Origin of the sequence: Clostridium sp. MF28 (assembly GCF_002969175.1) — a bacterium.
Lineage (GTDB): Bacteria > Bacillota > Clostridia > Clostridiales > Clostridiaceae > Clostridium > Clostridium beijerinckii.
The window spans coordinates 2,629,832-2,652,072 of record NZ_CP014331.1; the positions used below are offsets into that span (position 1 = coordinate 2,629,832).

The 22,241-nt window shown below is 30.8% G+C and carries 15 protein-coding genes; all 15 read right to left on the minus strand.

Annotated features, from left to right (window positions below; genetic code table 11):
* Positions 1-227: 227 nt before the first annotated feature.
* Positions 228-1,640 carry a glycoside hydrolase family 1 protein gene (locus AXY43_RS11475; RefSeq protein WP_023976463.1) on the minus strand — a complete coding sequence of 471 codons (1,413 nt, stop codon included), beginning with the start codon at positions 1,638-1,640 and terminating at the stop codon, positions 228-230.
* Positions 1,641-1,974: 334 nt separating this feature from the next.
* The gene (tkt, locus tag AXY43_RS11480; RefSeq protein ID WP_054249046.1) at positions 1,975-3,966 is read right to left on the minus strand and encodes a transketolase; all 1,992 of its coding nucleotides are present in this window, start codon (positions 3,964-3,966) and stop codon (positions 1,975-1,977) included.
* 676 nt (positions 3,967-4,642) lie between these two features.
* On the minus strand, positions 4,643-5,290 hold the full coding sequence (gene fsa / locus AXY43_RS11485) for a fructose-6-phosphate aldolase (protein WP_023975892.1): 648 nt from the start codon (positions 5,288-5,290) through the stop codon (positions 4,643-4,645).
* A gap of 39 nt (positions 5,291-5,329) precedes the next feature.
* On the minus strand, positions 5,330-5,872 hold the full coding sequence (gene hxlB, locus AXY43_RS11490) for a 6-phospho-3-hexuloisomerase (protein ID WP_077855201.1): 543 nt from the start codon (positions 5,870-5,872) through the stop codon (positions 5,330-5,332).
* Positions 5,869-6,492, minus strand: a complete 624-nt coding sequence (locus tag AXY43_RS11495; protein ID WP_077855202.1) for an orotidine 5'-phosphate decarboxylase / HUMPS family protein — start codon at positions 6,490-6,492, stop codon at positions 5,869-5,871. Before AXY43_RS11495 ends, hxlB begins: the two co-directional genes overlap by 4 nt.
* Before the next feature lie 18 nt (positions 6,493-6,510).
* On the minus strand, positions 6,511-7,476 hold the full coding sequence (locus AXY43_RS11500; protein ID WP_077855203.1) for a sugar kinase: 966 nt from the start codon (positions 7,474-7,476) through the stop codon (positions 6,511-6,513).
* Between the two features lie 25 nt (positions 7,477-7,501).
* Positions 7,502-8,242 carry a sugar phosphate isomerase/epimerase family protein gene (locus AXY43_RS11505; protein ID WP_023975896.1) on the minus strand — a complete coding sequence of 247 codons (741 nt, stop codon included), beginning with the start codon at positions 8,240-8,242 and terminating at the stop codon, positions 7,502-7,504.
* A gap of 12 nt (positions 8,243-8,254) precedes the next feature.
* On the minus strand, positions 8,255-9,304 hold the full coding sequence (locus tag AXY43_RS11510; RefSeq protein ID WP_023975897.1) for a LacI family DNA-binding transcriptional regulator: 1,050 nt from the start codon (positions 9,302-9,304) through the stop codon (positions 8,255-8,257).
* Positions 9,305-9,685: 381 nt separating this feature from the next.
* Positions 9,686-10,972: an MFS transporter gene (locus AXY43_RS11515; protein WP_039772928.1), complete on the minus strand. Its 1,287-nt coding sequence runs from the start codon at positions 10,970-10,972 to the stop codon at positions 9,686-9,688.
* Positions 10,973-11,398: 426 nt separating this feature from the next.
* Positions 11,399-12,274: a Cof-type HAD-IIB family hydrolase gene (locus AXY43_RS11520; protein WP_023975899.1), complete on the minus strand. Its 876-nt coding sequence runs from the start codon at positions 12,272-12,274 to the stop codon at positions 11,399-11,401.
* A 324-nt stretch (positions 12,275-12,598) separates the two neighbouring features.
* Positions 12,599-15,088 carry a TIM-barrel domain-containing protein gene (locus tag AXY43_RS11525; RefSeq protein WP_105411561.1) on the minus strand — a complete coding sequence of 830 codons (2,490 nt, stop codon included), beginning with the start codon at positions 15,086-15,088 and terminating at the stop codon, positions 12,599-12,601.
* Between the two features lie 97 nt (positions 15,089-15,185).
* Complete coding sequence (locus tag AXY43_RS11530; RefSeq protein WP_012060808.1) at positions 15,186-16,127, minus strand: alpha/beta fold hydrolase; 942 nt, start codon at positions 16,125-16,127, stop codon at positions 15,186-15,188.
* Positions 16,128-16,476: 349 nt separating this feature from the next.
* A complete protein-coding gene (locus tag AXY43_RS11535; RefSeq protein ID WP_105411562.1) occupies positions 16,477-18,987 on the minus strand; it encodes a TIM-barrel domain-containing protein in 2,511 nt (836 codons plus the stop codon).
* Positions 18,988-19,169: 182 nt separating this feature from the next.
* Positions 19,170-20,699: an MFS transporter gene (locus AXY43_RS11540; protein WP_012060810.1), complete on the minus strand. Its 1,530-nt coding sequence runs from the start codon at positions 20,697-20,699 to the stop codon at positions 19,170-19,172.
* A gap of 49 nt (positions 20,700-20,748) precedes the next feature.
* The gene (gene uxaC / locus AXY43_RS11545) at positions 20,749-22,152 is read right to left on the minus strand and encodes a glucuronate isomerase (protein WP_038458029.1); all 1,404 of its coding nucleotides are present in this window, start codon (positions 22,150-22,152) and stop codon (positions 20,749-20,751) included.
* Positions 22,153-22,241 lie beyond the last annotated feature (89 nt).

Below are 22,241 nucleotides of genomic sequence, written 5' to 3' on the forward strand. Positions count from 1 at the left end.
GTGGATACTATAATTTATCTTCGTTATATTATCAATCAAAGTTCTTTTAATTTAAGTATACAGTATTTGAAAAAAACTTTTAAGGCTATGTTTATAAAAATTCCTTACAGCTATATTATAAAAGCAAAATATACCAAAGTGAAATTTCTTACACTTTGGTATATTTCATTTATATTAGTATCTATTTTTTAATACTATTATTCTAATATTATATTAATTATCTTTGACTAAATTTCTTCTCCATTAGTTTCGATGACTTTTTTATACCAGAAGAAACTCTTCTTTCTTATTCTTCTTAAATCCTTAAGATCAAATTCATCTCTATTTACATATATAAAGCCATATCTTTTCTTGAAACCTTGGTGAGTACTTATAAGATCTATAGCTGACCATGGACAATATCCAATCAAATCTACTCCATCAGTTATAGCAAGTCTAGCCTGTTCAATATGTTTTCTTAAATAATCAATTCTATAATCATCATTTATAGTATCATTTTCTTCAACATTATCATAAGCACCTAATCCATTTTCAGTAATTATTATAGGTAAATTATATCTTTCATAAACTTCCCTTAAAGTATTTCTAAATCCTATAGGATCAATCTCCCATCCAAATTGAGTTTTCTCCAAGTTCGGATTAGAAGCTCCTTTGTAAACCCCTAGATCTCCTACAGCAATTTGTTGATCTCCACCTTGAGTAGAAACTTCTTTATCATCAATCTTACTTTCCTCTGCTGTTCCTGTACAATAATAATTAAATGCTATGAAATCTGGATTTCCACCTTTTAATATTTCCATATCTCCATCTTCAATAGTTGGCTCGATTCCTTTTTCAACCATATAGCTCCACGCTATTGGATTGTACCTACCATGTACAGCCATATCTAAGTATAACCAATTCCTTATAGATGATTGGTTACTAGCCGCTAATATATCTTCTGGTCTTGAACTTGCTGGATATATTGAACTTATATTAGGTGCAGGCCCTATTTTCGCTTTTGGGCACATATTATGGCATAACTTCATTGTTTGCGCTTGTGCAAGCATCATATGATGATTTTGTTTATATAATTCTTTTTCAACATTTTCTACTCCATCATTTACAGTTCCAATTGCCCCTCCATGAAGTATCATCATATTCTGCTCATTTATTGTAAGCCAATATTTAACCCTATCACCGAAGTTTTCAAACAATACTTTTGCATAATTTACAAATGCATCAGCAGTCTTTCTATTTGACCAACCACCTTCTCTTTGAAGAGCATCAGGTAAATCAAAATGATACATAGTAACTAGCGGTTCTATTCCGTGTGATAATAGTTCATTGATTAAATTGTTATAAAATTCAATTCCTTTTGGATTTACATCCCCTACTCCATTTGGTATTATTCTAGTCCATGCAATTGAAAAACGATAAGTCTTAAATCCCATTTCTGCAAATAATGCTACATCTTCTTTGTAATGGTGATAGTGATCACTAGACACCTTAAAATCTGGTGTTCCTGGAAATGGTTCCTTTGTATCTTGAACGGATAATCCCTTTCCATCTTCATTATAAGCACCTTCTACTTGATAAGCTGATGTTGAAGCTCCCCATAAAAAATTCTTTGGGAAATCTTTTAATTTCTTATGAAACATATAAAACCCTCCATTGCACATTATCTTTTTATTATTAACATAAATTTTTTAATCAAAATAAGTTGATTACTATGAATTCAATATATCATATACTGTAACCACTTTATATATTTTTTATAATTTAGGAACACATACTACTTTTTAGGTATTTGTTTTTTTAGAAAACAAGTTGTTTTAAAAAAACTGCTACAGGCAAAAATTCTTTTTTTACCAGTAGCAGCTTCATTAATAATATCCTTAAATTTTCTTATATATTTCTCATAATATTTTTTACATTATAGTCTTATTTGAACGCTTAGCTTACACTGTATCGTAGATTTGATTACTTTAACATCTATTTTTTTACTACTTTAATAGCTTTATCAACAACATTTTCCACAGTAAATCCAAATTGTTTAAATAATACTTCAGCCTTACCTGATGCTCCAAAGGTATCTAAAGAAATAACTTCTCCATCAAGACCTACATATTTATGCCATCCAAAAGATGTTAATGCTTCAACTGCTACTCTTGCGCGAACTTTGTTTGGCATTACTGATTCTTTATATGCTTCATCTTGAACATCAAATAATTCAAAGCTTGGCATACTTATTACTCTTGCATCTATTCCTTTTGCTTCAAGTTCATCTGCTGCTTTATATATTAATTCAACTTCTGATCCTGATGCCATAAGAAGTACATCTGGAGTTTCCTTCTTTGAATCTTTAAGGATATATGCACCTTTTAATGCTCTCTTAGGACATCCATCATATAGTGGTAACTTTTGTCTTGTTAATACTAATGATGTTGGAGTAGTTCCATTAGTTACAGCATAGTACCAAGCTGCTGCAGTTTCTTTTGAATCTGCTGGTCTAAATACTGTCATGTTTGGCATACTTCTAAGAGCTGCTAATTGTTCTATTGGTTCATGAGTTGGCCCGTCTTCCCCTACTCCAATGCTATCATGTGTTAATACATAAGCTACTGGAAGATTCATAAGAGCTGATAATCTCATAGCACCCTTCATGTAATCACTGAATACAAAGAATGTTGCACAGAATACTTTAAGTCCTCCATGAGCATACATTCCGTTAGCGATAGCTGCCATAGCATGTTCTCTAACTCCAAAGTGAAGGTTTGATCCACTTCTATCTTCTGCTGAGAAATCTCCTCTATCGTTCATATGAGTTTTGTTAGATGGAGCTAAATCTGCTGATCCTCCAATGAAGTTTGGAATTAGTTTAGCTAATCTATTTATCATTATTCCTGAAGATTCTCTTGTAGCCATTTCTTTATCAAAGCTCCAAAGTTCTTCGTTGTTTAATAAAGCTTCTTTATCAAGTTCTCCACTCATCCATTTAGTATATTCTGCTGCAAGTTCTGGATAAGCTTTTGCATATGCTTTGAATAGCTGATTCCAAGCTTCTTCAGTCTTTTCACCTTTTGCTATGTGTTCATTCATATTTGTGTACACTTCGTCTGGTACGTAGAATGCAGGCTCTGTCTTCCATCCTAAGTTTTCCTTCATAGCAATTACATTTTCAGCTCCTAAAGGTTCACCATGTGCTGAAGCTTTTCCTTGTTTTGCTGGACATCCAAAACCAATTTGATTTTTAACTATTATAATAGATGGTTTTGTTGTTTCTGCTTTAGCTGCTTCTATTGCTTTTTCTATAGTATCTATATCATTTCCATCTGCTACATTTAGCACTTGCCATCCATAAGCTTCGTATCTCTTAGCTACATCTTCTCTAAATGCTATGTCTGTATTTCCTTCAATTGAAATATTATTCGAATCATATAATACAACTAATTTTCCAAGACCTAAAGTTCCAGCAAGAGATGACGCTTCTCCTGAGATACCTTCCATAAGGCATCCGTCTCCAACTATAGCATATGTATAGTGATCAACTACGCTATAATCTGGTTTATTGAATTTTTCTGCAAGATGTGCTTCTGCTATAGCAAAACCTACTGCATTACAAATACCTTGTCCAAGTGGTCCTGTTGTTATTTCAACACCTTTTGTATGACCAAACTCTGGATGTCCTGGTGTTAAACTTCCGAATTGTCTAAAGTTTTTAATATCTTCAACTGTAAGTCCATATCCAAATAAATGTAGCAATGAATATTCAAGCATTGAACCATGTCCTGCTGATAATACAAATCTATCTCTGTTATCCCATTCAGGGTTCTTTCCATTATGATTCATCTTTGTCCATAATGTATAAGCCATTGTAGCTGATCCAAGTGGTAAACCTGGATGTCCTGATTTTGATTTTTCAATAGCATCTGCTGATAATACTCTTATTGCGTTAATAGATAATTTATCTAATTCTCTACTCATCTTTATCCTCATTTCATAGACATATTTTTTTATAAGTTCTTAGTTGTGCTAATTAAGTCCCATGCTGCGCTTCGAATTCATTCCAAACCTGAAATAATCTTAGCTATCCTTCATTATCTTTTCAAAAGGTTCCTATTTTACCACACCTTTTGAAGTTGTTTTATGTTTTCATTTATAAATTCTTAAATTCCTATATTCTTAAATTCTTTCATTCTTAACTTCTTATATTCTTATATTCTTATATTCTTATATTCTTAAGAATATATATTTTTATCTCTGTCATTTGGAACATGAATAAATCATAAATGATAGTCATACTTTTGCGAAAGCATTATATCAAAATATTTATCCATAAACATTTACACTTTCCTAATTTCAGAATCTAGCCATTATATCTATAAATTACTCTTGTATTTTTAAAATGTATCCTATAGATATTACTCTTTATATTATTACTATACTTTGAAAAATATCTATGCTAGAAGTAAGGAACATGTTTTGTGAAGTGTTTCATTAGAAATTTTGACGGTTGTGCTTCTTGGTTATAAGTTGTTCCAAAACGCTTGTTCAAAACTTGTTTTTGAGACTAGCATTTTGGATACAACTTGTAATCTTAGAAGCACCCGTTAAAATTTCTTAGAAACCGGAACAAAAGCTTGTTCCTTACTTCGGCAATTTATTTTCCAAATGCTGCTGCCCAGTCTGCTTTGAATCTTTCTAATCCTTGATCTGTTAATGGGTGTTTTAACATTTGCATTACTAAACTATAAGGCACTGTTGATATATCTGCGCCTGCTTTTGCTGCTTCTATTACATGAATTGGATTTCTTACGCTTGCTGCTATTATTTCTGTTTCTATTCCATGAACTGCAAATATTTCTGCTATATCTCTAACTAAATCCATACCTATCATTGAGATGTCATCTACTCTTCCAAGGAATGGGCTTACATATGTTGCTCCTGCATTTGCTGCAAGTAAGCTCTGAGTTGCTGAGAATATTAATGTTACATTTGTTTTAATTCCTTCACTTGCTAATACTTTAGTTGCCTTTAATCCTTCAGCTGTCATTGGAATCTTTACTATCATATTCTTATGAATTGCTGCAATTTCTCTTCCTTCTTTTATCATTCCTTCAGCATCTTCACTTACAACTTCTCCACTTATTGGTCCATCAACTATTTCTGTAATTTCTTTTATTACTTCATTGAAGTCTCTTCCTTCTTTTGCTATTAATGATGGATTTGTTGTTACACCACATATTACTCCCATTTCATTTGCTTCTTTAATGTGTTCTACATTTGCTGTGTCTAAAAAAAATCTCATTTTAATCTACCCCTTTATTAATTATAATTCTTAAAACTATTATTCTACATTGATATGATTTTTTGCTGCTTCACTATCTGATAAATTATCTCTTCTACTCATTAATAAGCATAAATCATCTAATACTATATGGACAGATTGATCAAATAATGAACTTAGTAGTTGAATTGACGAAACACCGGTATCATTCTTTGTTTTTCCTGGAACCTCAAGTACAAGATCTGATACTTCTGCAAGTGGAGAGTCCTTTTTACTTGTAACTCCAACTATAGTTAAGCCTAAATCCTTTGCTGCTTTTGCATTACTTAGTGTATTTTTTGTTTTTCCAGAACCTGATATTGCAACATATATATCTCCCTTTTTGAGAGCTGGTGTAATTGTCTCTCCCATAACATAAGAATTATAACCAATATGCATCAAACGCATTGCAAATCCTTTTGCTTGAAATCCGCTACGACCTTCGCCATCTACAAAAATCTTTTTTTCTTTTTGGAGTACATCCATTATTTTTTTAATCGCTTCTTCATCAACTTTGCTTATTACATCTTTAATTTCTTCTAATATTTGATCTATTACTCTCATTTATCTATTACTCCCTTAAACTCTTTTACTTTTTCCACCTTATCATCAGCACTAGTTATTGCTGATCCTACTATAACTAGCTCTATATTATATTTATTCAATTCTGGTATGGAATCTAATGTTATTCCTCCTGCAACTGCAATTCTTTTAATTGAAGGAAACTGTTCTTTAAATCGCTTCACTGTTTCACCTGGATTAGCTAGTTTTTCTTTATCAATAGAGGAATGTATGCAATAAATAGCACTGCTGAAGTGTGATATTTCCTTAATTTTCTCATCTGAACATTCTAATAAATCTATCATCATTGTCCCATTATATTGCTCAGAAACTTCGTGACATTTTTCTATAGTTCCAAGTGATGCACTCCCCATCACAGTTAGAATATCAAATCCTTGTTTGAAACCTTGTTTAAATTCATAAGCACCTTCATCACTTGTTTTTATATCTCCTAACATTTGAGATTTACTTTTTTGGCTTGTTATATCTTTTAATTTAAGAAGTCCATAGTCTTTTATTAAAGATGTTCCAATCTCAATAATATCTGCTAATCCATCAAAAGTTTTAACTAAGTTTTCTGCTTTCTCTAAAGACACCCTATCTATTGCAACTTGTAACTTCATTTTATCCTCCTTAAATTCTTATGAAACTTTTCTTTTATAATTTTTCAAAAAATTATCTAATTCATCTACTGTTGGTAATCCCTCATTATCACTTAGATGCATTACTTGAATTCCACCAATAGCGTTTCCTCTTTCTAAAATTTTATTATCTTCAAGATTTTCTAAAATTCCGCTAATAACTCCTGCTGCAAATCCATCTCCTGCTCCTACTGTATCTAAAACTGGAACTTCAAAGCTTGGACATTCAGCTTCTTTTATTTGTCCATTTTCTAATTTCTCCCTAGAATACGAACCGGTAGTTCCCATTTTTATAACTACCTTTTTTACACCTTTGTCTAAATAAAAATCAGCAATCTCTTCCTTGTAATCTTTTCCTGTAAATAATTTTCCTTCGCTGAAACCAGGTAATACAATATCTGATTTAAATGCTAACTCATTAGTCACTTGAATCATCTTTTCCTTGCTCTCCCATAATACTGGCCTTGGATTAGGGTCAAAAGTAACAAGCATACCATTTTCGTGAGCTTTTTCTATAGCTTTAAATGTTGTTTCTAAAGTTGTTTTGCTTAATGCTGGAAAAATTCCTGTGATATGAAGCACCTTTCCATCTGAAAAACTTATTTCATTTAAAATATCTTTAGTTATTCTTGATGCTGCCGCTCCTTTTCTAAAATATAGTACCTCTGGATCCCCCTCATCAGTTCTATTTTTAAATTGAAATCCTGTTGGTGCTTCTTTATATGTCTTTACAAAAGTTGTATCTATATTTTCATTTTCTAGATATTTCTTTACATATTGCCCAAATGGATCTTCTCCAACTTGGCTTATATATGTAACTGTATGTCCAAGTCTTCTTAGTCCCATAGCTACATTAAGTTCTGCTCCAGCAATTAACCTTGTAAAATGTTCTACATTGCTAAGATGTTCTTTAGTATCTGCTAAAAACATTACCATTGGTTCACCAATTGTAATAATCTCACTCATTTTTTTCACCCTTTCCGTTGCCAATCTATAGCAAAATTTTTCTTACTTCCTCTAATTCTCCTCGTATATCTTCATTTCTAATTGGATATTCGATCATTACTGGCACATTATTAGATAACTTCTTTAACATTGCCTTCCAATTAATTTGTCCTTCTGACAGTAAAGTTGTAGTAGGCTTATTATTTAGAAACTCTACATTTTTTAAATGAAATACTGTAATAGCTGAACGTAAAATATCAAATGCATTTTCAGGATCTTCATTCTGCCAATACCAATTGCCTAAGTCGAAAGTATATCCGATTGGTAATGAATTTTTGTTTATAATATCAATAGCATCTATTACACATTTTAAATTTCCATTTTCAGGAGTTTGATCATTTTCTATTGTTACTTTAATCTCAAATTTATAAATAATATCTCTTAATTTTTTTATTTCATCTAAGCTTAACTCTACTAAGTCACCTATATTGAATTTTATGTGACTTGCCCCCATCAGTTTTGCTTCCTCAAAATAAACATTAATATCTGGATTTAATTTCTTTTCGCAAGCTACTTTCTCCGGAACTGAATAATATAATTCTATTCCAAATTCTTTAGCTAATTTATTTATAATCGGAATTTCTTCCGCTAAGTTCTTTAGACATTCTCTTCTTATTTCAGCTATATGAACACCTAATGCCTCTATTTGCTCTAATATTTGTTCTTGTTTTATCCCTTTATCTAATTCATTTTTAAATACTAATAAATTTATACCTAGTTGATTCATAACTATCCCCACTTATTTTTTTATATTTCTTGTTGAGTAATTTAGATGTATTTTAACCGGTATTTCTTCTAAGATAAAATCATCTTTTCTACTTCCATCTATTCTTTCAAATAGTAGCTTAGCTGCTCTTTCTCCCATTTCATATGGGTTCTCATCTATTGATGTAATTCCTGGGCCAATTAATCGGGCCCATTTCTCCTCAGCAAAACCAAATATACCAATATCTGCTCCAATTCTTATATTTAAATCATATAAGCATTCTATAAGAACCTTTAAAATTTCATCATTATTTGCAAAGAAACATATATTTTTATCTTTATTTTTATTTAGAATATTTTCTATTATTTCTTTTATATCATTTATATCATTTTTTTTGATAATATTAGTTTCTCCTGACGTATTTGCATTTCTAGATAGAAATTCTTCCATTGCTTTCTTTCTCTCTATTCTTGAACTTATCCCATTTATGTCTTCTGAAAAATATACATAATGATCATAATCATTCTTTAGTAACTCATCTAATATGTTTCTTGTTACCTCTGCATTATTCATTGTCACCGAATCATAAATTAATGGATTTATAAATCTATCCAATAATACTATTGGTTTAAAATTATCACTATCCTTAAACTCTTGTAAATATTTATAGTTATTACCCGTAGTATTAACTAGTAAACCATCAACTTGGCTATCTAACAGGGATTCTATGTTCTCTCTTTCTCTCTCTGCTAGATTGTCAGCATTTGTTACAAGTAGCTGATAATTATTTGCTCTACATACGTCATTTATTCCTTTAATTAGTAATGAAGAAAATGGGTTTCCTATATCTGCAATTGTTACCCCAATTATATTGGAATTTTTAGCTTTTAGTGTTTGAGCTATACGATTTGGCCTATATTTTAATACTTTAATTGCTTCATCTATTTTTTCTTGAGTTTCCTGTGACATAAATTCAAAATTTTTGTTTAGATATCTAGATATTGTTGTCTTAGAGACTCCTACATAAGCAGCAACATCTGCAATTGTTACGTTCTTTTGTTTATCTGTAGAATTTTTCAGCATAACTTATTCCTCCATTCAATACTTTTATTATCAATCTTAACTGTCAAAGATTCAATAATTTATGCTACTATTCTCTATTTTTCTTTAACATATTTATTAATCAACTCAATCAGATTAAATCGCTTTAACAATCGTATTCACTATTAGTTTATCGTTTTAGTTTACCGGTTTCTAAAGTGATAATATAATGTTAAGACTTTCACCAAAAAATGTCAAGCCATTACACGATCATTTATATATTAATCTGATTAAGTTTATTATTCTAGATATCCTTTACAAAAACTTTAAATAAAAGACTTACCTCTATCTCTTAAATATTAGGTCTAGTTTGTATAAGATTCTTTTTATAGTATAAATTCAATAACCTAATGAATTACTAATTTATGAAGCCTCTACTGCATTTTCTATTTTATTCGATGCCTTAGAAGTTTTAACCGCAATCATTAGAAATACTGATAATAAAAGTGACCCTGACATAAATATATATGATGCATCTACTGAGCCTGTTATACCATTCAAATATCCTACGACATATGAGCCTGCAAATGATCCTAGTGCACCCATACTATTGATTAAGGCACTTGCTCCTCCAGATACATTCTTAGGTAATATTTCTGTAATTATTGCAAAAAACGGACCATAAGGTGCATACATAACCCCTCCTGCAATTACAAGTAAAATATATGATAGCCAAAAGTTTGAAGCCCCAATTAAATATGAACCAAAAAATGCAAATGTACCTATTAATAAGTATGCCCAAACAAATGTCTTTCTATTTCCGGTACGATCTGAATAATAAGACGATACTAACATCAATACTACTGCTAAAGCATATGGCAATGATGATAGCCAACCGGCTGAAACAATGCTAATTTGAGGACTTGCCTTTAGAATAGATGGTAACCACATTACAAAACCGTAAACACCTATACTCCAGAAAAAATATTGAAATGATAAAATTATTACCTTAGGTGATTTAAATGCTTCTCTATAATTTTTTACTGGTTTTATGCCTTTTTGTTCTTCTTCCATCACCATATCAATATCTTTCTTTTCCTGTTCAGTTAACCATTTTGCTTCCTTTGGTTTATTATCTGAAAGTTTCAACCAGAAGAACGCCCATAAAATTGGTGGTATTCCTTCAAGTATAAACATCCATCTCCATCCTACAGAATTTACTAAATATCCTGATACAATAGACATCCATAAAACAGTAGCTGGATTACCTAAAATTAGAAATGTATTTGCTCTTGAACGTTCTTTTTTTGTAAACCAATTACTTAAAAAAATCAACATAGCTGGCATAACAGCACTTTCAATTATTCCAAGTATGAATCTAGTAACCATTAAAACTTTTACATTCGTTATCAAGCCATTTGAAGCAGCTAATATCCCCCAGAATATTAAACTCCAAAAAACTAATTTTTTAGCACTTTTCTTTTCTGCAAACCATGCTGCTGGTACTTGAAAAAAGAAATATCCTAAGAAAAATAAGGCGGATAGAAGAGATGCTATCGATGCTGTAATATGCAAAGATTCACCCATACCTCCTGCAACACCAAAACTATAATTTGCACGATCCAAGTAAGCTAGGCTATAAGTAATAAATGCTACTGGTATTAATCTTTTCCACCTTTTAGAAGTTAATTGAATACTTGATTTATCCATTTCATATCCTCCCATAATAATCATTTTAATTTCCATATAATTTAATAATTAAAAACAATTTTAGCTTTATTGTGCAATCATTTGTTCAATTTATAAAATTTATTATTCCTTCAGCGAGTTCATAATAATATCGATTATCTTCTTACATTCCCCCTATGCTTATCACGCTACTTCAAATATTTTTGATTTTTTAAACTTGAGTTTAAATTTCAATATTTTTTATACTTTAGCTTTAGTTTATCGTTTTAGTTAACCGGTTTCTAAACTTAATATAATGTTAACGCTTTCACCAAAAGATGTCAAGTAGTATTTATAAAAAGTTAAAATCAATTATCTGTATAATAAAAAAGCCACTATAGTTCTAGAAGGCTTTATTCCAGAACATAGCGGTTTAATATTCTCCATACAAATTATATAAATTTACTTTTAATATTTTTTGTTCTCTAAATTCAAAGCCTTATAAATAGCTTTAGCAACTCCAGCATTGTCATTGGTATCAGTTATATACTTGGCTATTTCTTTTATTTCTGGTACTGCATTTTCCATAGCAACAGATTGAGTAAATTCAGTAAACATTGAGTAATCATTAAAACTATCCCCAATCACCATTACTTCATCTCTTTTTATCCCCATTTTTTCCGCAACTCTTGCTAATATTAATCCCTTTTGTGCATTTTTATTATTTATTTCTATATTTTTAGTAAAAGTTGATGCTATAGCAAGTTCCCCTATTGATTCCAATTTGTTCTTTACCTTTTTAGTTGTCTCTTCATCGTTATAAAATGCAACAAATTTTCCTATCTTAACATTACTATTCAAAAAATCGTTTATATCTTTAACATATTTTAAATTAATAAAATGAGGATGATTTTTAGCCATTTCCATAGCATCTTCAAAAGTTGTTTCTGGGTCGAATACCATAATTCTGTATGCAACTTCAGTTAATGCTTCCTCTATTGTATTCACACTATATAATCCATCATTAGTATAAATTTCAGCTATAATTTTTTCCTTTAATATCATATCTATAATTTCTCTTGCTTGCTTACTATCAATGTAAATTCCTTCTAATACCTTTCCATTCTCATCTATGTATTCTCCGCCATTTAGAACGACACATTGACATTTTAAATTAGATTCATCAAGTAGGGGTTTAACATCTTCATACATTCTTCCAGTAGAAATTGCAAATTTCACTCCCATTTTCTCAGCCACTTTTATAGCTTCTATATTTTCCTTTGATATCTTATGATTGCTATTAAGCAGTGTTCCATCCATATCAGCTGCAATAAGTTTTATCATCCCTTAATCCCTCCATACTCGTTTATATATTCTACAACATGTATTTACTCAAAATTTTCTTGTAAAATATTTACCTATAATTTCTATTATATACTATAATACAAAAAAAATAAGGCTAAAGATACTTCTTCTCTAGCCTCAAATTCTAAATAGAATTAATTATTAATTTTATTCTCTTCTATTTATTTATATTATTTTTTCATTTATTTTATTATAACTAGTGCCATAATTTCTTACAACCATAAACTATCTTAAGTAAGATGAATGCATCTATATCATACTTTTTTCTCATGTATATTTACATATAACTATGCATATTGCAATTTATATAGAAATTAAATCTTTAACGCTAAAATTAACATTAAGATCATAATTTTCATTTATGTTCTTATATTTTATTTTAGTTGTTTTTTGTTCTATATCAAAATACCAACCTTCTTCGCTTAATTCCCATTCTTTTATATCTAGGAACATGGCAAGCTTTTTATCTCTTAAGTTAACTTGAACTGGAGCTATATCCTTACATATTAAATCTATATTAATTTCTTTAGGCTGCTTGTCATATCCGCCTTCTTTTTCAAATGCAATTTTAACACTATTTTCTCTCTTCACTGATATTAACGTCTTTAAGTATTCACCATTTTTGTAGTTATTAGTTACACCATCGTCTTCATATAATACAAAGCTTGATTCCTCTGATGGCTCTATTAGAAGCTTAAGTGTTTCTATTGAATCATTATGAATATTAGCTAAGCCTTCAGCAATTGGAATTATTGCTCCACTTCTAAAGAACATAGGAATTGAGTTTAATGAAACTTCAACTTCAATCGTCTGTCCACCTTCATATGTCTGTTTTGTATCCCAATCAAACCAAACAGCTCCTTCAGGTAAATATACTTTTCTTGTTTTTGCACCTTTTTCTAGGACGTTTGCAATCAAAATAGAACTTCCAAGCATAAAATCAAAGCTTTCCTCAAGTAACTTTTTATCATCTTGGAATTCATATATTAAAGGCCTCATAATTGGTGATCCTTCTTTAGATGCTTCAAATAACAATGAATATAAGTATGGTACTAATTTATATCTAAGTTTTATAGCTTCTTTTATATATTTTGTATAAGATGGATACATCCATGGTTCTGTAACAGTATTATCAGTATTGCAAGAATGAATTGAGAATCTTGGCTGGAATATTCCATTTTGAACCCATCTTACAAATAGTTCTGGTTCAGGTGCTGGTCCAAAAAATCCTCCTATGTCACATCCTTGATTTGCAACTCCTGAAAGGCCCATTCCAAGCATTACTGGAATATTGAATTTTAAACTCTTCCAGCTTGTATTATTATCTCCAGCCCATGTTTGAGCATAACGTTGAATCCCTGCAAATCCAGCCCTATTCACTATATATGGTCTTATATTTGGATAAACTTCTGCGACTGTTTCCTTTGCCATAAATGCCATTAAATTTGGCATTATTGGTCTTAAACCACTTATTTCTTTCTTCATGCCCTCGAAATGACAAATTGCTTCTGTATTATTTATTTCATACTCATTATTATCATTCCATATAGATGTAATTCCTAGCGAAACTAAAGATTCTTTTAAATGCTTTTTCCACAATTCTCTTCCCTTAGGATTTGTAAAATCTACAAAAGAAGCTTGACCTCCCCAATATCTATCTGTTTGAGATTTTTCTCCTTCGTCATCCTTTATATAAGCACCAGCTTCATCAAATTCTTTGTATAGCGGATTAGAAATTAACATACCTGGTTTTATGTTAGGTGCTACACAAGCCCCTTTTTCATTCAATTGACTTACAAAGTCTGCTGGATTTTTAAATCTATCATAATTCCAATTGAACACATATCGCTTTCCATCTTCCCCTGTAGTATATCCTGATGACATAAAGAAACCATCACAAGGAATTCCTTCTTCCTTACATCTATCTAAAAATCGTAAGATAGCTTTATCTGAATCTTTATCTAATTCTGTGTAATACATAGTTGATCCCATATATCCTAATGAGTACTTTGTAGACATTGCAGTTTTTCCTGTTAAATCAGTATAATTTCTCACCACATCTTTGATTTTAGGTCCATAAATAAAAAATGTATCTAATTCTCCACCATCAGCACAGAAATAACTGTATTTATTCCAATACCCACTTCTTTCACATCCCATATCAAATGTAGAATCATATGAATTGTTATAGAATATTCCGCTAGCTATGTTATTTTTATTATTAAATTTTATATAAAAAGGTATATGCTTATATAATGGATCTGTATGTTCTGAATCATATCCTATAGTATCCACATTATGCATTCTCATTCTTCTCTTTTTCTTATTTAAATACCCAGCTTTTTCTCCAAATCCATAGAAATAATCTTCATCATCCATACATGAATAATGATAAATTCTTCCTAAGCTATCTTTTACATATGATTTTTCTTTTAAATCTGAATGTAGCATATTACCTTGCTTATCTGTAATCTCTACTCCAAAAGGTTCTTTATAAATATTTATATTTATACTTTTTGTAGCTAATACAATATAATTACCTAAATCTTCATATCTGCTGCTAATTGCCTCTACTTGTTTTCTTTCATCTTTTAATAACTCGTCCATTTTATCTTTCCAAGCTGTCATAACTAAAGCGTATGATGCTTCTTCTTGAAACTCCTCATCAAAAGTACAGCGAATTCTTACTATATCATCATTTAAAAGTATAATTCTATATTTAGCTGCATTGGTAGTGATTTCTAAATAATTATCAATATTTTTTAGACTTATAATTTTATTACTTATCTTCATAATGCTATCTCCTAGTATATTTATTTTATAATTTTTACCTTATTTACAATATAAGCCTCATCTTATCAACTATTTTAGCAAACTGAGAAATGCTTATCTACTTCTCAATAATACAGTTCACAAAATCTATGACTCCATCTTCAACTTCATCCCTAATATCTAAATAATATTGTATTTCATGACGATATCCTGAATAAACTTTTGTCTTTACCATGTGCCCTGTTTCTGCAAGCCAATTCGACACAGCATAAACGCCTTCTCCGTACAGACCAACTGGATCTTTATCTCCTGCAATATTGTAAACTTTAATTGATGTTGGCACTTTTTCTGCCCACTTAATTCCAACAATATCACTCATCAAATTCGCAAAATAATATAGTGAACGTATATTAGGCTGCATTAGAAGATCACTATATATATCTCTTGCATGGTCCGCATTTACATCAGGATCACCACATGCCCAGGTATTTGAAGTAACAGGATTTTCTTCATAACGTTCTGTATTCCACATCCACCCCATGAGCATCTCTAAGCAAGAAGGATCAACCTCTTCCCCCTTGCCTTCATCTATTAAATTTTTAAAAACAGGTATTACTGAACTCGCTGTTGGAATTACTCCTGAAGTTCCACATAAAATCAAACCATCAATTCCTTCTCCATAAATAGTAGAATAACATCTAGCAATCATCGATCCCATGCTATGCCCAAACATGAAATAAGGTAAACCTGGATATTCGTCTTGGACAATTTTGCGAAGAGTATGTTCATCCTCCACCATTGTCATATAACCTTTATCTCCCCAATCACTCCAATTGTTTGAAACATAAGCGGTTTTTCCATGACCTACATGATCATCCGCTGCAACTATAAAACCTGCGTCATTCAATTTTAATATCATGTGCATATATCTACGTGAATGTTCATGATAACCATGCACAAGCTGGATAATTCCCCTTGGTTTACAAAAAGGAGTATAAATCCAAGCTTGTACCATATCCCTTTTATTAAATGATTCAAAACTTTTTTCTTGAAATGCCATAATAAATCTCCTTTGCTTATATAAATTCTTAAACTACCTTTTCAATTATTAGATAAATACCTTACAGCTTGGACTTATGCATTTTAAAATATGCTTTACCAGAAATGATAGGTACTCTTTTGTAACCACAAGGGTCATAATATGCAGTGTTACATTAGAGAATAAGTTTCAGGCATTTCTTCATCAGAAGTTGTTCCATATTTGCTTGTCACCAGCTTGTCTGGGGAACATGCAGAAATGGTGCAACTTCTGATGGTAGAAATCCTAAACTTATTCTCAGTAACCGAAACAACAGAGTACCTGTCCTTTCGGTGAGTCATGGTATAAGTCTAGGTTTAAGCATTCAGTACTATTCGTCTCCCATACCAATTAAATCAAATCTTTCACAAGAAACAACAATATCAAATTCTTTCTTTACTGGTTTCTTGCATTTTACTAACATTGTTCTATCTGATAATTCATAATACCATCCTTGTTCTGCTTTTTCCCAAGATGATTTGTTTAAGAAACGAGGTATTTGTTCATTGTCTACAGAAACCCAATATGCACCTTTCTCTTTACTTACTAATTTAATTGTAAGATCAGATATTCCACTTTCATAACTTCCTGTTGTCTTGAAAGAAATTTTCTTACGTGCTCCTCCGCTTACATTGATTTCTGTCTTTTCATATATACCTTTTTCAAAATCATTAGTTACACCATCATCATTATAGAAATTAAAGCTTCTTTCTGCTTCTCCACCTATTAAAATGTCTAATGTCTTCATTTTATCAGTAGTAATATGCTTTACTTCTTCATTTGTTATGAAAATTCCATCTCCTCTTAAGAACATAGGAATACTGTTAAGGGTAACTGGAATTTCTATTACTTGTCCGCCTTTATATGCAGCCATATTGTTATTCATATCATACCAAGTACAGCCTTCTGGCAAGTAAAGTTTTCTTAACTTCGCTCCCTTTTCCAATACATTCGCAACTAAAACAGATGGCCCAAACATAAATGTCATATATTGATCATCATAACAATTAGCATCATCTTGGAATTCCATGAGTAATGGACGCATTATTGATTTACCAGTAGTATGAGCTTCATACATTAAAGAATAAAGATATGGTAACATTCTATAACGTTGACTATATGCATTACGTACAAATTCATTATTTTCTTCATACATCCATGGCTGAGTAACAGTATTATCATTATTAGCTGAATTAATGCAGAATCTTGGCTGGAATATACCATTTTGTATCCATCTTAGTAATAGTTCTCCCTCTGGAGCACCTCCTGCAAAACCTCCAATATCACAACCTGTATTTGCTACTCCTGATAATCCCATTCCAACAATAGTTGCTATATTAAATTTTAATGTACGCCAATCTGTTAAATTATCTCCTGCCCATGTTTGTGCATACCTTTGAATACCTGCAAATCCGGCACGATTTATAATATATGGACGACGATTAGGATAAAGTTCAGCTACAGCTTGCTTTCCAACATAAGCCATCAAATTAGAATGCATTATTTTAAGTTCAGCCATAGTACCTGGTTTTCCATCAAAATCACATACAGCATTACGATCCTCTATTCCATCATATTCGCAATTGTCATTCCAAACAGTTATAGTTCCTTTACTTAAAATATTTTCTTTAAGTAGCTTCTTCCACGTTTCTCTACCAGATGGCTTAGTAAAATCTACAAATCTTCCAACACCGCCCCACCAACGGCCATTATAATCTCCTTTTCCATCTGGATTTTTAATAAATACATCATTTTCTTCAAATTCTTTTTTATAAGGATGCTTAGCTAAAATACCTGGTTTTAAGTTTGGTATAACATTAAGGCCCATTTCATTCATTTTTTCCATAAATTCATCTGGATTCGGAAATCTCTTTTTGTTCCAATTGAAAATATATCTTAAATTATCTTCTTCTCCAGAAGAATAACCAGATGCTAATTTAAAGTTGTCTATATACATTTTTTCATCAAAATGCTTTTTAATTACTTCATATATTTCCTTATCGCAATCTTTTTCGAGTTCAGCATAATACATTGTAGAAGCTGTATAACCTAAGCTTTGTTTAGGAGGCATTGCCTGCTTTCCTGTAAGTTTTGTGTAATTATCTAAGACTTGTTCAACTTTTGGTCCATTGACAAAGAATATATCAATGTCTCCTCCATCAGCTTGATAATAACTATAACGAGGCCAGTATCCACTAATTTCATTACCCATATCAAATACTGAATCATAGGAATTATGATAGAAAAGTCCAATGGCATGATGATTATTGTTATTTAACTTAATATAAAATGGGATATGTTTATATAAAGGATCTCCAAATTCAGGATCATGCCCAATTGCATCTTTAGGCGACATACGCATTCTTCTACCCATTTTATCTAACTTTCCAGTCTTTTCACCAAATCCGTAAAAATGATCATTTTGTAAATCAACTTCATTATAATGAGAAATTCTTCCTAGTTGATCACATTCAAAAGCTCTATCTGCAAGATCACTATATAACTTTTCTCCATTTAATTTATATATAGAAAAATGTAATGGTGATTTAGCTAGTACTAATTTTAATGTTTTTGTATAAAATATAATTTCTTTTTCATTTTCTTTAAAAGGAATATCTAATGCTTCTATTCTTTCACGTTCTTCTGCAAGTAAAGAATCAAAACGATCCTCCCATGCAGTCGTAACCAATGTATAAGATGCTTCCTCAAACTTTCTATCAAAAGAAGCTCTAACACGTATAATATCATCTGACATAAAAATTATTTTTATATCTGCGGTATCCCCCTTCACTAAATAACCATTCTGTATTCTATTTATAGACATAAATTCCTTTAATAACATGTAACTTCCTCCTAAACTACTAATTTATACTTATTAATCTATCAACAACCTATTAAGACGTAGATTGCCCGTTTATAAACTTGTTATATAGGTTGTTGAATTATGATTTTTTTCAACAACTGTCAAAACTCAATTATTTAACAACCTATATCTATATAACATTATGAGAGTAGCAAAATAACTTAACTGATACTATTCATTAAATTATCTTGTGTAAAATTCTGTTTCCAAACATCCTCATATTTATATCCAGTAAGACTTTCAACAACTTCTTTTGTGTTTGAGTCAACATCATCTTTTAAACCACCATTTTTCAAACGTTCAACTTCATCTATTAATATCTGATGAGTTTCTTTATTAAGCTTAAAAGTAAATGCAAGTATTAATGATAATGCAAACAAACCAACACATCCAATAAGTAAAACATATCCAATAATCTGTACTGTTTGAGGAGATTGAACCTCTTGACCTTTAACAAATCCTCCTTCTTGCAACACAACGCCGATTAAAAATGTAGCAATAGCTACAGTGCTCTTTCTAGTAAAAGTCATAACTGCTGCAAAAAGTCCCTCTCTTCTTTTCATCGAAACAATTTCATCAACATCAGGAATAAATGGGAACACTGTCCAAGGAGTTAGAACCGCCAAGGATCTAAATGCAAAGTAAACTATAGATATTCCAAGTAAAATAGCAGTCTTAGCTTCAGGATCAGCTAAATAAACTCCATAATATGCTAGTACACTTAATATCATAAATGTATACGTAATCTTATATAATTTAGTAGGTCCAAGTTTTAAAAATAAAATTCCACCTATAATTGTTCCTGGTATACCAATAATGCTAAATGAAAGCAAATATGCACCAAAAGATGATGAAACCTTTAAATTATAAACACAGAAAAATAAAAATACAGCATTAAATATATCCCCAGCAGTAAACGATAATAAATACAGTCCCAAATGTTTCCTGAAACTTTTTAGCTTAAATGTAGATGCATATTCCCCAAGCACTTTTAAGTAATCACTAAAATTCCTATTCCCTTTAGATTGAGATGCAGCCAATAATTCTTGCTCCATCGCTGGTGTAATTTCTCTTTCCCAAGTCGCTTTATATGTTATAAATATACAAATCGCATACAATATTGCAAAAAATAATCCATTATAGAAATATGCATAAGGATTCTTTTGGCCAAAATGTCCAATCAATTGTGCAGGAACAAAAGTCCCTAAGAACTGACCTAAAGAAGAAATAACTAATCTGCAAGTAGAAATTTTAGTTCTATCAGAGTAGTTAGTTGTCATTTCAGTCGGTAGTGTTTCCCATGGAATTAATACCATGGCTGCAACTATTTCAAATAATAAATAGCAACTTAAATAAAACCAGTAATTCATTCCTATTGTCCATATTAATACATAAATTGCCATTAATGGCGCTCCAATTAATAAAAAGAAACGACGTCTTCCAAATATCTTTCCAAGCTTAGTTTTATAAAAATTATCAGATATACTACCTATAAAAAGACTGGCAATTGCATCTACAAAACGAGCAACTGCAACAATAGATGCCCCTTGTATAGGTGTAAGTCCACAATAAGTTGTATAGAAAAACAATAAGAAAGCTCCAATTATTGTAAAGGCTCCGCCGCCCATTATATCAACTAATCCATATCCAATACATCTAGGTAAAGTAATCTTTTTATCTTTTATAGACATATAATCTACCTCTTTCTTTAATTAATATTTTTAATTAGCAATCTTCTATTTAAATATTGAAGTATTCCTTTGCATTGTTGTAGCATATACCTTCAACAACTGTTTTTAGCAATTTAATATTTCCTGGTACTTCACCATTTTCTACCCATTCTCCTATTAAATTGCAGGCAATTCTTCTAAAATACTCATGTCTTGTATATGATAAGAAACTTCTAGAATCCGTTAACATTCCAACAAAACGGCCTAATAATCCAAGATTTGCTAACGCTTTCATTTGTTCAATCATTCCATCTTTATTATCGTTAAACCACCAAGCTGCACCGAATTGCATTTTTCCTGGAATCCCCTCTCCCTGAAAATTTCCTATCATAGCTCCAAGAACATAATTATCCTTTGGATTCAACGTATATAAAATTGTTTTAGGAAGTGAATTTTCCTTATCTACAGAATCTAAAAGTCTAGATAATGGGTACGCTATACTCTCATCATTAATTGAATCAAATCCTGTATTAGGGCCTATTTTTTCGAACATTCTATTATTATTATTCCTTAGCGCAGCTATATGAAGCTGCATAGCCCATCCAAGCTCATGATAAAGTTTAAATACATGTGTTAATGTATAAGTTTTGTACTTCTTTTCTTCATCAAGGCTTATTACTTCACCATTTAAGGCTCTAGCAAATATAGCTGCTGCATCTTCTTTTGATGCATCTGCATAAACTACTATCCCATCTATACCATGGTCTGCTATCCTACATCCAACCGAATGGAAATACCTTACTCTTGAGTCAAATGCATTTAGAAATTCATCATAATTACTTATAGTGATCTCCGATATTCCTTCTAATTTTTTTACCCATGAAACGAAACCATCTAAGTTTATTTCTATTCCTTTATCTGGTCTGAAAGTTGGTAAAACATTTACATTAAAACTCTCGTCTTCTTTAATCTTAATGTGATATTCTAAAGTATCAGTAGGATCATCAGTTGTACATATAGTTTCAACCTTTGATTTTGTAATTAAATCTCTTGCTCTAAATCCTTCTCCACTTAACAATTCGTTTGCTTTTTTCCAAATTGCTGGAGCAGTTTCTTCATCAAGCGGTTCATATATTCCAAAGAACTTTTGAAGCTCTAAGTGAGTCCAATGATAAAGAGGATTTCCTATAGACATAGGTATGGTTTTTGCCCAAGCTAAAAATTTATCATAATCACTGCCATCACCTGTAATATATTTTTCATCTATACCATTGCATCTCATTGCTCTCCATTTGTAGTGATCCCCGTACAACCATGCTTCAGTTATGTTATTAAATTTTTTATTTTCATATATCTCCTTAGGATCAATATGACAATGATAATCTATAATAGGCATATTCTTTGCATAATTATGATATAACTCCATAGCTGTTTTATTAGATAATAAGAAATTTTCATCCATAAATTTCTTCAAATTCATCATCCTACTTTCAAATAAAAGTTTAATATTTGTAAAGCATTGAATGGATTTTCTTTAACGGTACACACTCTGCTAATTAGAGT

Bases quoted from the DNA above. Each gene is read 5' to 3' on its own strand.
- AXY43_RS11475 (WP_023976463.1), bottom strand. From the start codon at position 1,640: ATGTTTCATAAGAAATTAAAAGATTTCCCAAAGAATTTTTTATGGGGA.
- tkt (WP_054249046.1), bottom strand. From the start codon at position 3,966: ATGAGTAGAGAATTAGATAAATTATCTATTAACGCAATAAGAGTATTA.
- fsa (WP_023975892.1), bottom strand. From the start codon at position 5,290: ATGAGATTTTTTTTAGACACAGCAAATGTAGAACACATTAAAGAAGCA.
- hxlB (WP_077855201.1), bottom strand. From the start codon at position 5,872: ATGAGAGTAATAGATCAAATATTAGAAGAAATTAAAGATGTAATAAGC.
- AXY43_RS11495 (WP_077855202.1), bottom strand. From the start codon at position 6,492: ATGAAGTTACAAGTTGCAATAGATAGGGTGTCTTTAGAGAAAGCAGAA.
- AXY43_RS11500 (WP_077855203.1), bottom strand. From the start codon at position 7,476: ATGAGTGAGATTATTACAATTGGTGAACCAATGGTAATGTTTTTAGCA.
- AXY43_RS11505 (WP_023975896.1), bottom strand. From the start codon at position 8,242: ATGAATCAACTAGGTATAAATTTATTAGTATTTAAAAATGAATTAGAT.
- AXY43_RS11510 (WP_023975897.1), bottom strand. From the start codon at position 9,304: ATGCTGAAAAATTCTACAGATAAACAAAAGAACGTAACAATTGCAGAT.
- AXY43_RS11515 (WP_039772928.1), bottom strand. From the start codon at position 10,972: ATGGATAAATCAAGTATTCAATTAACTTCTAAAAGGTGGAAAAGATTA.
- AXY43_RS11520 (WP_023975899.1), bottom strand. From the start codon at position 12,274: ATGATAAAACTTATTGCAGCTGATATGGATGGAACACTGCTTAATAGC.
- AXY43_RS11525 (WP_105411561.1), bottom strand. From the start codon at position 15,088: ATGAAGATAAGTAATAAAATTATAAGTCTAAAAAATATTGATAATTAT.
- AXY43_RS11530 (WP_012060808.1), bottom strand. From the start codon at position 16,127: ATGGCATTTCAAGAAAAAAGTTTTGAATCATTTAATAAAAGGGATATG.
- AXY43_RS11535 (WP_105411562.1), bottom strand. From the start codon at position 18,987: ATGTTATTAAAGGAATTTATGTCTATAAATAGAATACAGAATGGTTAT.
- AXY43_RS11540 (WP_012060810.1), bottom strand. From the start codon at position 20,699: ATGTCTATAAAAGATAAAAAGATTACTTTACCTAGATGTATTGGATAT.